We start from the raw sequence: 12,821 nt of genomic DNA, 5'->3' as shown, positions 1-12,821 counted from the left end.
CTCGGACGTCTGTCCGTTCCGGCATGTGCTCGCCCCAGGGGGGCTCAGGCATTCACCCATCTGGCGGGCAGCATGAGTCCCCCTCTTTTTCCAGGGGACGGGTGGCGGTCGCGCCTGTCGAATCTTCCTGGATAGAGGGAACAGCCGTCGGGCAGATGTCTGAATCCGTCAGACCTAGAGCTGCACCCGACCACGTTGGGTCGGGTGCAGCTCTAGGCCTTTGTTTTGCCGCGCTCTTTTTCGCCGAACCGGCATCCACTTCGGCGGTGAGCGCTCTAGGGGCGGAAATCCGACGTTCGGTGCCCGCTGCCGGGTCCGCTTTCGACCCGACGTCGACGGATCCTGCGGCCGCCGCCATCCGCTGAGAGCGGACATTGATCATGGGCGGAAACGACCGCTCCACTATGCGGATTATCCGCTTTCGACGTCGCGACGTCACCTTGTCAGGTGACGTCGGGCTTCAGCACCCGCGTGTCATACCAACCGAGACGGCGGTCATCGGCGGATCGCAAGGTGAGTTGAGCGACCGGAGCCCCGACTTCACGATCGACCAAGCGAGACCGGCGATCGGTCGGCTCATAAAGATGAGCCTCCCCCCATTGTCGAAGCGCGACGATGACGAGGAACAGGCCGCGCCCCTTCTCCGTCAGGACGTATCCCCGGTAGGCGGTCCCGTCCGAGGCGGGCGCCGTCTCCAGAATTCCCCGTTCGGTCAGGTCGCGAAGGCGGGTCGCCAACATACCCTTAGCGATGCCGAGACCAGTCTGGAACTCACTGAAGCGCCGCACACCGTCGAAAGCATCGCGGATGATGAGGAGCGACCACCAGTCGCCAATGACATCGAGCGCGCGCGCAACCGGGCACCCGGCGTTCCAGAGGCTGACGCGCTTTGCCACGAAGGTACGCTCCCGTTCCAAACTAGTCTCAATTTAGAACTGGAATGGGCCGGTCACAAGTGGTCTCAAAATAAAACCAGATTGGATGTCATCGACAGGACCGCCATGCCGCACGGAAAAGATGAGCGAACCTCCACCGAGCCGGAGGGGGCCTTACCCAGGACGACGATCCTGATTTTCGCTGTCGCCGCCGGCTTGAGCGTCGCCAACATCTACTACGCCCAGCCCCTGCTCGATGCGATGGCGTGGGAGTTCGGCATCTCGCCTGCCGCGATCGGGCTCGTGGTGACCCTGACCCAGGTCGGCTATGGGCTGGGCTTGATCTTCATCGTGCCGCTCGGCGATCTCATCGACCGCCGTCGCCTCATCCTCGGCCAGGGGCTTCTGTCGGTGCTCGCGCTGGTGGCGGTGGCCACGGCCAAGTCCGGAGCGATCCTGTTCGCCGGCATGGCGGCGGTTGGGTTGCTCGCCGTCGTGGTTCAGGTTCTGGTCGCATTCGCCGCGACGCTCGCGACACCGACCGAACGAGGTCGCGTGGTCGGTACGGTCACGAGCGGCATCGTGATCGGCATCCTGGCGGCGCGCTTCGCGGCCGGGATACTGGCCGATATCGGTGGCTGGCGAGCGGTCTATCTGGTCTCCGCGATCCTGTCGCTCGCCCTCGTCGGCCTGCTCGTGCGCGTCCTGCCACGGCATCGGATCCCGGCCGGAACCGGCAGCTACGTCGCTGCACTTCGCTCGGTCCCCATCCTGTTCCTCAGCGAGCCGGTCTTGCTGGTTCGCGGTGTTCTCGCGCTTCTGATCTTTGCGTCGTTCAGCACATTCTGGACCGCGCTGGTGCTGCCGCTGAGTGCGCCGCCCTTCTCCTACTCCCATACCTGGATCGGCCTGTTCGGCCTCGTAGGCCTGGCGGGAGCGATGGCCGCGACGGGGGCCGGGCGGCTCGCGGACCGGGGCCACGGTCAATGGACGACAGGCTTAGCTCTTATGCTCCTGCTCGTATCGTGGGCGCCGATTGCGCTGCTGCCGGTATCGATTCCGGCCCTGATCTTTGGCGTCGTCCTGCTCGATCTCGCCGTACAGGCCGTTCATGTCACGAACCAGAGCCTCATCGTCTCCCTGCGTCCCGAAGCCAGCAGCCGGCTCATCGGCGGCTACATGGTGTTCTATTCAGTGGGCAGCGCCCTCGGCGCCGCTGCTGCGACGTCCATCTATGCCCGGGCTGGCTGGCCCGGCGTCTCGGCGCTCGGAGCGACGTTCAGCACTGCGGCCCTGCTCGTGTGGCTGTTCACCTTGCGCGCGGTGCGGACATGTCGAACGTAACTCGGTGATCCAACCGAAACGGCAGCTCCATCCTCGATCTTCGCGGAGAGCGGCCGGTCCGCTCACCACCCATCTCGGGCGTTCAGGGCGGGTACCAACCGTCAGAGTTTGACGACGACAGGGCGCGGGTAACGGAGGAAGGCGCCAAGTTGCCGTCGATGCCGGCTCAGCGGTCGAGGCGGCGCATCGAACGGCTGTCCCGCTCGGCGTTGCGCCGAATCCTGTCATCCGCTCGGGCCCGGTCGCGCTGGACCGTCTCCATACGCCGGAGCGTCTCCGTCTGCTCGCGGTGGGCCCGCGCCAGGTCGCTCACCGCGTTCATCGCACGCACCCGGTTCGCATCCTGTGCTCGTGCGTCGAAGGACCATGCCGCGAGAAGTAGGGCGACGAGGGCTGTGGTGGGGCGGGGCATCTGGCTGGGACCTTCGGGTGGGGGAGGGGCGGATCGAGCTTGCGGCTCAGCATGCACCATAGTGCGTTAAATGCAGGGCTTCGCAGGATATCGTGCATTCCATGCGCGGACTGCATGAGTGGTATTTGGCGTTTGGTATACCAGCCCGGCCGGCGGGCTGTCATACATGCTGCAACGCAAACGCATCGCTTCGAGGAACACCGATATGACCGCTCTCATTCTCACCGCCGTCGCTGTCGCCGCTGCCGCCAACATCTCCCTGGTGGCCTTCGTCGCCGATCGCCTGACCCCCACCTCGAACACCTCCACCAACACGGCGGGCGAGCTCGTTCTCGTCAACGACAACGCTCCCGAAGCCCTGAAGCTCGCAGCCTAAATCTACGCGCACGGCTCCAATGGCACCGTCATCGGCCCCGCCTTACCAGGCGGGGCCTTTTCACGTCGCGTACCGCCATAAACCCCTGTCCCATGGCGGTCGAAACGGGGGTCGCGTGGCGGTCGATCCGCCCGTCTCATCCGACGGATTTCGGGGCCGATGCGTCGCTCTCCCGCGCCAGCGAGGCGGCCTCGGCGAACCGGGCGCGGACCGTCTCGCTCATCCGGCCGAGGCCCAGCTGCGCGGCCATCCGCCCCTCGACACCGGGTGCCGGATCGAGGTCGCGGGCGAGGCCGGTGAGTTCCTGAAGCGGGATGTCGGCGGGGGCTCGCCCATCCCCTTGAGCCGGCCGGAAACTCACCGGCCCGGCGGGCGCCACCCCCGGCCAGAGAACGATGCGCTCACCCTCACTCGTATGGGGGCAGCGGGGATCGACGGCCGCCAAAGCGCGCTGGCGCAGGCGGGCCGTGATCCGGGCAAAGCCATGGGCGCGCAGCAAGCGCTCGGCGAGAATGTCAGCGAAAACAGGACCTTCGCGCAGGACCACCTCGCTCGCCATCGCCGCCAGCGTGGCCTCGTAAGCCACATCGTGGAAGCGCGCGGCATTGGGAGAGAAGCCCGACAGGTCGGCGGGTTCATAGAGGCCGGGGGGCTCCACCTGCGGGATATCGGGAGTGTCCGGCTCGGTCGCGACCGGCTCCGGCTTCGCCCTGTCGGCGTCGAGATCGGCCCGCAACGCCGTGTCGAGCCGGTCGAGGGCGCCTTGCGGATCGTTCCACCAATCGGTGCTCCAGACCCGGTGGATGCGCCATCCGAGATCGGTCAGCACCCATTCGCGCAGACGGTCCCTGTCCCGCGCCGTCGCCGCCCGGTGATAGGTCGCCCCGTCGCACTCCACTCCCGCGAGGTAGCGCCCCGGAGCGTCGGGATGGACGATGCCGAGGTCGATCCGAAAGGCGGAAACCCCGACCTGAGGTACGATTCTCCAGCCTCGTGCGGCCAAAGCCGCCATCACGGCACCCTCGAACGGCGATTCGATGTCTCCCCCCGTGGGAGCAGCCGCCGTTTCGAGAGCGCCGGCACCGTGCTCGGCGAAGGCGAGGAAGTGCTTGAAATCACGCACGCCACGGGCGCTGCCGCGGCCGAGATCCACCTGATCGGCCCGCATCGACGCGAAGACAACGAGCTCCCGCCGGGCCCGGGTGATCGCCACGTTGAGGCGTCGGTGACCGCCCTCGCGGTTGAGCGAACTGATCTGTCCGGTGATCCGGCCCGTGGCATCCGGCCCTGCCGCCACCGAGAACAGGATCACGTCGCGCTCGTCGCCCTGCACGGTCTCGAGGTTCTTCACGAAGACCGGCTCTTTCCAGATCCGCCCGTCGAAGAACCGCTCCAGCTCCGGCCTACCCCGCCTCTCGGCATCGAGCAGGTTCTCGATCAGGCGCTGCTGCTCGCCATTGAAGGTGACGATGCCGAGCGAGCGCTCCTCCGCCGCGAAGGCGGGGTCCGAGAGGCGGGCGACCACCTCCGCCACCAGGGCGCGCGCTTCCGGCCGGTTCACCCGAGCGCCGCCGCGCTCGTAGAGGCCATCGGCCACGAGCTGTAGCCGCACCGCCCGGTCCTCGGTGACGGGGGAGGGGAAAGTGACGAGCCCGCCGCGATAATAGTGACGGTTCGAGAAGGCGATGAGGCTCTCGTGCCGGCTTCTGTAGTGCCAGGCGAGGCGCCTCTGCGGCAGATGCGCGGCCAGGCACTCGTCGAGGATGCTCTCCTGATCGGCGACGTCGAGACCGTCCGAGATCTCGTCGACCCCGCGATCGCCCACATTGGTGGGCGGCAATTGTTCGGGATCGCCGACGATGACCACCTGCCGGCCCCGTGCGATGGCACCGATGGCATCCCACGGCGCGATCTGCGAGGCTTCGTCGAAGATGACAATGTCAAACGGCTTCGCCTCGGCCGGCCAATATTGGGCGATGGAGAGTGGGCTCATCATTAAGCAAGGCGTCAGGCGGGTCAGCGCATTCGGCATCCGCGCGAAGAGCTGGCGCAGGGGTATGTGCCTGGCGCGCTTGGTGATTTCCCGCGCCAGGGTGCCCCATTCGGGATCGGTGCCGAAGGCGCCGGCGAGCGGTACGCCGCCACCGATGCGGGCACGCACCGCCGCCCCGGCGAGGCCGGAGAGCCGGGAATCTGCCTCGCCGAAGCCCCGGATCGCCTCTTCGTGGCGCTGGCCCATGAAGTCGCGCAGGCGGATGTCGTCGGTGGCGGCATGGTCGATCCACCAGCGCGCATAGGCGCCCTCGAAGGCTGGAAGGATGGCGTCGTCCTGCAGCGTTCCCACCTCGATCGCGGCGACGAGTGGCCCGAGCCCCGCCTTCGTCGCCGCGCTCGCTGCCACCTGCCAACCTGCCCAGGCCTGCGCTTTGGGCAGCGCCCTCCGCCAGCCTTCCGCAACGGCGAGGGTGCCGGCCACCCAATCGCCCTCCGTCTCCACTGGGCGGTCGGGCTTGGCCCTGCCGGCCAGACGCCCGAGCGTCTCGATCGCCTTCACGGCAGCGCTTCTCCGCGTCGTGAAATCCTCCTTTGCCAAGGCCAAGCTGCCGCCAGGTTCGAGCCTGCGATCCTCGGTGTCGAGGAACGCGGCGAGCCTCGCGCGGACGATGTCCGGGCCTCCGACGAGCGGCGCCACGGCGGTGATGACCGGTGCGAGCCGCGTCGCCCAGGCTATCGGAGCGGTGAACAGGTCGGCGGGGGCCGCTGGATCCGACCAGGGATGCCCGAGTTCCACGGTGGCGCTCTCTAGAACTTCCGTCAGAGCGGGTCTTGTCGCCTGCAGGGCCCTGATCTCGGCGAGGGTGACGAGGTCTGGCCCGATATCCTCCGGTGCGTTCCCTTGCGCGAAGGGGGCGAGGAGGTCGCGGACCCGGCCGAGGCGCCGCCCCCGCAGGAAGAAGTTGGAGGCTTTCGCTTCGCGCCAGTCGGCCAGCAGGCGGTCGAGGTCGTTGCCGAACACAGAGGAGGCGTAGGGGACGAAGAGCCGGGCGTTCAGCCGGGCGAGCTCGTCCTGTCGGATGCGACGCGCCTCGACGGCCTGACGCAAAGCCGCGCCTCCGGGGCCGAGGAAGCGCAGGCCCATCCGCGCCTCCGGCCGGAACAGGGCAATGGCGAGGGAGGACAGCGCGCGCAGGCCGTCATAGGTCTGGCCGAGGGGCGTCAGGCCCATCGCCTCGGCGAGACGCTGGCCGGATGTCGCGAAGTCCGGCAGGGTGCGGGCGAGTTCGGGAACAGCCTGCTCCATCTCGGCCCGCCACAGGGGCGACCATGCGATGGCGCCGATGCCCCGGAGGGGATGGTTCGCGATGTCCCCGACGATGGGGCGAAGGGCGGCAAGCTCACCGCACTGGGCGCGTAGGCTATCCCGGTGGCCGGGCGCTGAAATCGCGTCCTTCGGCCAGACGAGGCTGAGACCCTCCCGGCCGGCCTGCCGGTCGGCGATGACCCGCGCCATGGCCGTATGGGCGCTGAGGCCGTTCGCCCGTGTGGTGTGCAAGCTCTCAACCACGCCGTTCAGGCCCTCTCGGCGGCGCTGAAGATCGGTGGCCGCGTCCTCCCAGGGGACGTTCTCGCCGCCCCTCGCGGTCCAGGCCTCGCGTAGCTGCGCGATGACGTGCGTCTTCTGGGCCTTGGCCGCATGGACTTCGAGGCAGCAGGCGCCCAGCCCCACCGCGTCGAGGCGCCGGCGCACCACTTCCAGGGCGGCGCTCTTCTGCGAGACGAACAGCACCGTGCGCCCAAGCGCCAGGCACTGCGCGATCATGTTGGCGATGGTCTGGCTCTTGCCGGTGCCGGGCGGGCCGAACAGCACGAAATCCTTGCCCGAGGCCGCCGCGAGGATCGCCGAGAGCTGAGAGGAATCGGCGAGCAGCGGCGTGAAGATACCGGAAGGCGGATGCTCCGCGTCGAGGCGCTCAGGCACGGGAAAGCCCGTCCCGTCGCCGTAGGCCTGTTTCGGCGTGTCGAGAAGGTGGCGCACCACCGGGCTGCGCTTCAGGAGGTCCGCCCGCTCGCTCAGATCCTTCCACATCAGAAATTTGGTGAAAGAGAAGGCCGAGAGCACCACCTCGGTCGTGACCTCGAACCCCTTCAGGTTGCGGATATGGGTGCGCACGATGCGCCAGACGGCCTCGACATCGATGCCGGATTCATCGCCCGGCAAGCCCTCGGCGAAATCCGGCATGTCGAGGTCGAAATCCTGGCGCAGCATCTCCAGTAGCGTCGGGTTGAGGCGCGCCTCCTCGTCGTGCCGGACGAGACGGAAGCCGGCGCGGACGCTCGCGCGGGTCAGGGCCGCCGGTACCAGCAGCAGCGGTGCCCGGGCAGGCGGCATGCCGTTGCCACGGGTCCAGGTGAGGAAGCCGAAGGCGAGGAAGAGCACGTTGGCCCCGCCCTCTTCGAAACTGCCGCGGGCGAGCCGGAACAGGTCGGTGAGGCGCGCCTCCACTTCCTCCGATCCGACATCGACGGTGATCTCGCCGCGTTCCTGCCCCGACCCGTCGATTGGCGCCTCGGGGGCGGGCCGAGCGACGAGGCGGAAGGCACGGCCCGTCGTGAGGGCATCCTCGAAAGCGCCCGGCTCGGGACAATCGAGGGTCAGCGAGCCCTTGCCCGGTTTGAAGTTGAGGAGCTTGTTGCGCAGGGTCAGATCGAGGAGCCGCAGCTTCCAGGCTTCCAGCCGGTCGCGGGGCTCGCGACGGGGCAGATCGAGGCGGGGAGCGGGGATATCCTCGACGAAGGATGGGGGCGCGCCGAGCGCCTGGACGAGCGCAGCCGCCATCTCCGGAGCCGGCGCCTGTGCGCCGGGCTCGCCTGTGTCGAGGGGAGAGATGCCGGATAGACGGGCTCGCCGCAGATCGAGGACCATCTCCATGGGGGACTCGGCATCCGCATCGATCAAGCGCGCGCCGGCCGCCACCGCATCCGCGAAACTCCCTGGCGGATCGGCGGTGAGTACGGTGGTCTCGATCAGGATCAGTTCCTGCAGGTCACGGCGTTTCCGCAGGGCCTGGGCGTCGTCGCCGACCCTTTCCGGCAGGGTCTCGTCCACGAGCCACAGCCCGAGCAGCGCGTGATCGCGGGTGAGAACCAGGAGCGGATGGAGCCCGGCCTGTTCACAGCAGGCGGCCCAGAGCAGGGTGAGGTCGAGGCAGGTGGCGAGCCGTCGCTCGACGATGGCTCCGGGCTCGCGGACCTTCTGTCCCGAGCGTTCGAAGCTCGCGGGCGGTAGGATGTAGGTAATCCGCAGGGCCGCCATCGCCGCGTGGATCGCCTCCGCCATCTCCCAGGCCCTGGCCTTCCTTCCGCTGCGATAGCCGTCGAAGGCGGTGCTCCGCCTTGCCCGCTCCAGGATCGCCGCAGCGGAGCGCAGGATGCCGTCCACGGCCGGGTCGTTGGGCCTGACGAAGGCCGCGAGCAGTTCGGGCGCCGCATCCGCGCCTCCCCAATGCGAGGGCGGCAGGAGCCGCAGGTCGAACTCCTCTCGGGCTAACTCGCTCTCCTCGCCCGAGCTCATCAGTGTCAGCGTCACCGTACAGGACCGGCTTTCCAGTAGTCCGGCCAGGATCGCTCCATCGATCCGCAGACCCGGTGCATCGATGCGCTGCACGCCCCCTGCGGTTATCCGCTGGATCGTCAGGGTGGTAGGTCGGAACAGCGGCGGCGTCGCGCTGATATGGAGGGTGACATCGGCGAGATCGGTATCACCGCCATTGGTCAGAGTGATGTCCCGGATGAGTGGAACCCCATTCTGCCAAAAGGCGACGCTGGCATGATCGACCACCGTGCAGGCGAGAGCACAACGCGTGCGGACCCTATCGGAAGCCTCGAGCGTATCGGTCATCGCGCCCGGTTCTCCGTCACCGCCAGCGTTCTACAAGCGCGCCGCGCGTGCTCGCAAGCGCCGCCTGCCCGTCGCTCGCGTGTCTGCAGGCTCGTCCAGGCATCGTACTTGGAATCATTCCACAACATAGCGATTGCCCGCGGAAGACGAGGCTTTGTATAGCGTTCGGTGTTCGGCGTTTCAGCAAAGATGCCGACTGTCGTGACGCCGAGGCCATCGGTTCTGCTGGCGCTGCGTTGCTGAGCCCATTTGTCATTCGCTCCTCGACCGGGAGCGCCCGCTTCCTCGCAAACCGGGGCCGACCGCCGATGACGGATATGACCAAGCCGAGTATACCGCCATCGCAGGGTCGCTACCGCCTGATAGTGGCCGGCCGGACCCTCCTTGCGATCTTCGGCGGTTATGCCCTGGCGGCCGTTGCCACGGCCTTCTTGTCCCTGACCTTGCCCCTCGACCGTTCGGAGGCCGTTGCCGCCGCCACCCTGGCGAGCTTCGCGATCATGGCGGGTGCGGTGATCTGGGTCTTCTCCGCCCGCACCCTCGCCCGTGCGGCGATAGGGCTGGCGCTTCCGGCTTTGTGCCTGGGCGCCGGTCTCTGGCTCGCCCTCGGCAACGCGGTGCAGCCTGCATGAAGCAGAGTTTTCGCCAATCGATGGCATGGCTGCACACCTGGGCGGGGCTCGTGACCGGCTGGGTGATGTTCGCCGTCTTCGTCACCGGCACTGCCACCTACTACAAGTCCGACATCTCTCTCTGGATGCGGCCCGAATTACGCGCGCAGGCGGAATACGACGTGGTTCGCGCGACCGAACTCGGAGTCGCGTATCTCAAGGTCCATGCCCCAAAGGCGATGGCTTGGTTTGTGGGCGTGCCGCAGCCCGACAAGCCGTATATCGGCGCCTATTGGATGGTCACGCCGGACGGCGAGTTTGGAAAGGCTCTCCTCGATCCGGATACCGGCGCGCCAACAGAGGCCCGGGCGACACAGGGCGGTGACTTCTTCTACCGCTTCCATTTCGAATTGCAGATGCTCCCGGCAATCGGCCGCTGGATCGTCGGCATCTGCGCGATGGTCCTGCTCGTCGCCCTCATCAGCGGCATCGTCACCCATCGCCGGATCTTCGCCGATTTCTTCACCTTCCGGCGTTCGAAATCCGCCCAGCGCGGCTGGCTCGACGCGCACAACGTCACCGGTGTTCTGGCGCTGCCGTTCCACCTGATGATCACCTATACGGGCATCGTCTCGCTCGCGCTCATGTACATGCCGTGGGGAATGGTGAGCGCCTACAAGGGCGACGAGCTACGCTTCTACGTCGAGTCCGGTCAGATGCCGGCCTGGCGAGCCGCCGAGGGCAAGCCGGCCGAGCCGGCGCCGCTCGGTCCTCTCATCCGCCGCGCCCAGGCCGAGGTGAGCGAGCCGCTCGAGATGGTCTCGATCAACAATCCCGGTGATGCCAATGCCACCGTGGTGGCGGTGTTCGAGGAGCCCCATGGGCTCGCCCATCGCCATCCGCAGATCGCCTTCCACGCGGTGACCGGAGAGGTGGTCGAACGGACCGGGCCGCTGAAGCCGGCGGCGCATGCCTATACGAGCTTCGTCGGCCTGCACGAGGCGCATTTCGCCGGGCCGGCCCTGCGCATCCTGTTCTTCCTGTCGGGCCTAATGGGCTGTGCCGCCATCGCCACTGGCCTCGTCCTGTGGACCGTGGCGCGGGCGCCGAAGGCGGTCGTGCGGCCCACTCTCGGTTGGCGCATCGTCCATTCCCTCAATATCGGTACGATTCTCGGCCTTCCCATCGGCATGGCGGCGCTCTTCCTCGCCAACCGTCTGATTCCTGCAGGATGGGCCGCTCGTGAATCCTGGGAGGGTGGCGTGTTTTTCGCAGCCTGGTTCCTCGCCGCCCTGGTCTCCCACGCTCGCCCACATCGCCAGGCATGGGGCGAGATGAGCTATGCCGCCGCGCTGCTGTTCCTGGCCGTTCCTCTGGTCGATTGGGCACAGACGGGATGGCGCACAGAGTTCCTGGGCTTCAACGCCGCCATGGTGGCGCTCGCACTGATTTTCCTCTTCGGCGCGCGAAAGCTCGGGTGCCATGAGGGATCGCAGAGAGCGGCCCGTACCACCGGAGATTTCGCCCGCGTATGACGCCACTTGCCGTCTCCCTCACCTCCCTCTTGAGCTTCTCCGGCCTCGCCTGCCTCTGCCTGAGCATGGACCGGCATGGCCGGACCTTGTTCCACGGGCGCCCCTCCCGGCGGCGCGACACAGCGTTCCGTGTGGCGGGCTGGCTTTTCATCGCCCTGGCTTTCGCGGCCGCCGTCGTCACGGCGAACTGGAATTTCGGTCCGGTGCAATGGCTCGGCTCGCTCACCGGGGCCGCGCTCATCGTCGTGGCGCTGATGTCTTATCGTCCGGCCTGGATCCGTCCGGCAGCCATCGCCGCTCTTCCCCTCGCCATGGCCACCGCGTTCTTCGTCTGAACCGGGGCCGATTTTCCGAGCGTCCGGATAGGCCTATGTGAAGGGTTGCCCGACAGGCTTTCACGAGGAGTATCCATGGCGCTCGACCCCGCTCTCGCGGATCGCATCTCCGCCTCGGTCGAACAGGGATTTGCCGATCAGGTCGCCCATATCCAGGACCTCGTTCGGTTCGGGTCGGTGCGCGGCGCCGAGCACGCGATTCAGGACCATGTCTTCCGGTGCCTGGAGCAACGCGGCTATGCGATGGAGCGAATCCGCATGGATTCTACGGCCATCGCCGCGCATCCTGGCGGAGGCAGGATTGCACCGGGACATTCGGATGCGCCCATCGTTGTCGGCATCCACCGGCCTCGTCACGAGACGGGACGCTCCCTGATTCTGCAGGCACATGTGGACGTGGTGCCACCGGGCCCACTCGACCTCTGGAGCCAGCCGCCCTTCGATCCGGTGATACGGGGCGACTGGATGTACGGCCGAGGTGCCGCCGACATGAAGGCCGGGCACGCGGCCAACCTGTTCGCGCTCGATGCGCTCAGGCGGATCGGCCTTCAGCCGGCGGCGACGGTCACGATCCAGTCCGTGGTCGAGGAGGAATCCACGGGCAATGGAGCTCTCATGGCACATCTGCACGGTTACCGCGCCGATGCCGTGCTGATCCCCGAGCCGGAGGACGAGAAGCTCGTGCGGGCCAATACCGGCGTGCTGTGGTTCACGGTCGAGGTGCAGGGCACGCCGGTCCATGTTCGCGAGATGGGTGCTGGCGCCAACGCCATCGATGCCACCTATCGGGTGATCGGTGCCTTGCGCGAACTCGAAGGGAATTGGAATGCCCGTAAGGCAGGCCGCCGCCATTTCGAAGGCGAGGCCCATCCGATCAACCTCAATGTCGGCCGGATCGAGGGCGGAGACTGGGCGTCTTCCGTCCCCGCCTGGTGCCGGATCGATTGCCGTATCGCCATTTATCCCGGTGTGAAGGCGGCGGATGCGGCGGAAGAGATTGAATCTGCGGTGGCGACTTTCGCCCGATCCGATCCGTTCCTGGCAAAGTCGCCACCGGTGGTGGCTTTCAACGGGTTCTTCGCGGAAGGCTACGAGTTAGACGAAGGCTCGGAGGCCGAGGCCGTACTCGCCGCCGCTCACAAGCGGGCCGTGGGTGTCGATCTTCAGAGCTTCATGTCACCGAGCTATCTCGATACCCGCGTCCACGCACTCTACGACCGGGTTCCGGCCCTCTGCTATGGGCCGATCAGCGAGAACATCCATGGCTCCGACGAGCGCGTGAGCCTCGCCTCGGTGAAGCGCATCACCAAAGCCATTGCGTTGTTTATGGCCGAGTGGTGCGGGACCGAACCGCTCGAGCATGTGAGGTAGGCGACGACATCGCGCTCACCGATCCCGCGCGTACCCGATTGTAAGCGCGCGGGCGTTGTGTCG

General features: G+C 67.3%; 9 protein-coding genes. 6 read left to right on the top strand and 3 right to left on the bottom strand.

What is annotated here, in order from left to right; all coding sequences use genetic code 11:
- Positions 1-443: 443 nt before the first annotated feature.
- Positions 444-896, bottom strand: coding sequence for a winged helix-turn-helix transcriptional regulator (locus tag AC0IXR_RS22415; RefSeq protein ID WP_471762231.1), 453 nt, complete (start codon positions 894-896; stop codon positions 444-446).
- A gap of 105 nt (positions 897-1,001) precedes the next feature.
- Between AC0IXR_RS22415 and AC0IXR_RS22410 the strand changes: the two genes are divergently transcribed.
- On the top strand, positions 1,002-2,219 hold the full coding sequence (locus AC0IXR_RS22410) for an MFS transporter (protein WP_471762230.1): 1,218 nt from the start codon (positions 1,002-1,004) through the stop codon (positions 2,217-2,219).
- 166 nt (positions 2,220-2,385) lie between these two features.
- Here the strand turns inward: AC0IXR_RS22410 and AC0IXR_RS22405 are convergent, their stop codons facing one another.
- Positions 2,386-2,631, bottom strand: a complete 246-nt coding sequence (locus AC0IXR_RS22405; protein ID WP_471762229.1) for a hypothetical protein — start codon at positions 2,629-2,631, stop codon at positions 2,386-2,388.
- A gap of 205 nt (positions 2,632-2,836) precedes the next feature.
- Here AC0IXR_RS22405 and AC0IXR_RS22400 point away from each other — a divergent pair, with 205 nt between their 5' ends.
- Positions 2,837-3,007, top strand: coding sequence for a hypothetical protein (locus tag AC0IXR_RS22400; RefSeq protein ID WP_471762228.1), 171 nt, complete (start codon positions 2,837-2,839; stop codon positions 3,005-3,007).
- Positions 3,008-3,143: 136 nt separating this feature from the next.
- Here the strand turns inward: AC0IXR_RS22400 and AC0IXR_RS22395 are convergent, their stop codons facing one another.
- Entirely contained in the window at positions 3,144-8,906 is a 5,763-nt protein-coding gene (locus tag AC0IXR_RS22395) for a DUF3320 domain-containing protein (protein WP_471762226.1), read from the bottom strand.
- Between the two features lie 308 nt (positions 8,907-9,214).
- Between AC0IXR_RS22395 and AC0IXR_RS22390 the strand changes: the two genes are divergently transcribed.
- The 4 genes from AC0IXR_RS22390 to AC0IXR_RS22375 all read left to right on the top strand — a co-directional run bounded on the left by AC0IXR_RS22390 (position 9,215) and on the right by AC0IXR_RS22375 (position 12,758).
- A complete protein-coding gene (locus tag AC0IXR_RS22390) occupies positions 9,215-9,538 on the top strand; it encodes a hypothetical protein (protein WP_056434500.1) in 324 nt (107 codons plus the stop codon).
- Positions 9,535-11,052, top strand: coding sequence for a PepSY-associated TM helix domain-containing protein (locus AC0IXR_RS22385; RefSeq protein ID WP_471762225.1), 1,518 nt, complete (start codon positions 9,535-9,537; stop codon positions 11,050-11,052). Before AC0IXR_RS22390 ends, AC0IXR_RS22385 begins: the two co-directional genes overlap by 4 nt.
- The gene (locus AC0IXR_RS22380; RefSeq protein WP_056434496.1) at positions 11,049-11,387 is read left to right on the top strand and encodes a DUF3325 domain-containing protein; all 339 of its coding nucleotides are present in this window, start codon (positions 11,049-11,051) and stop codon (positions 11,385-11,387) included. The genes AC0IXR_RS22385 and AC0IXR_RS22380 overlap by 4 nt, the downstream gene beginning before the upstream one ends.
- A gap of 75 nt (positions 11,388-11,462) precedes the next feature.
- On the top strand, positions 11,463-12,758 hold the full coding sequence (locus tag AC0IXR_RS22375) for an ArgE/DapE family deacylase (protein ID WP_471762224.1): 1,296 nt from the start codon (positions 11,463-11,465) through the stop codon (positions 12,756-12,758).
- The last annotated feature ends 63 nt before the right edge of the window (positions 12,759-12,821 follow it).

It is taken from the genome of Methylobacterium sp. AC832, assembly GCF_979256025.1.
The sequence above is the reverse complement of the archived record's forward strand: the minus strand, read 5'-3'. Positions and strand labels throughout refer to the sequence as shown.

What these genes read in the sequence shown, in the direction of transcription:
- AC0IXR_RS22410 (WP_471762230.1), top strand. Translation starts at nt 1,002, where the DNA reads ATGCCGCACGGAAAAGATGAGCGAACCTCCACCGAGCCGGAGGGGGCC.
- AC0IXR_RS22405 (WP_471762229.1), bottom strand. Translation starts at nt 2,631, where the DNA reads ATGCCCCGCCCCACCACAGCCCTCGTCGCCCTACTTCTCGCGGCATGG.
- AC0IXR_RS22400 (WP_471762228.1), top strand. Translation starts at nt 2,837, where the DNA reads ATGACCGCTCTCATTCTCACCGCCGTCGCTGTCGCCGCTGCCGCCAAC.
- AC0IXR_RS22395 (WP_471762226.1), bottom strand. Translation starts at nt 8,906, where the DNA reads ATGACCGATACGCTCGAGGCTTCCGATAGGGTCCGCACGCGTTGTGCT.
- AC0IXR_RS22390 (WP_056434500.1), top strand. Translation starts at nt 9,215, where the DNA reads ATGACGGATATGACCAAGCCGAGTATACCGCCATCGCAGGGTCGCTAC.
- AC0IXR_RS22385 (WP_471762225.1), top strand. Translation starts at nt 9,535, where the DNA reads ATGAAGCAGAGTTTTCGCCAATCGATGGCATGGCTGCACACCTGGGCG.
- AC0IXR_RS22380 (WP_056434496.1), top strand. Translation starts at nt 11,049, where the DNA reads ATGACGCCACTTGCCGTCTCCCTCACCTCCCTCTTGAGCTTCTCCGGC.
- AC0IXR_RS22375 (WP_471762224.1), top strand. Translation starts at nt 11,463, where the DNA reads ATGGCGCTCGACCCCGCTCTCGCGGATCGCATCTCCGCCTCGGTCGAA.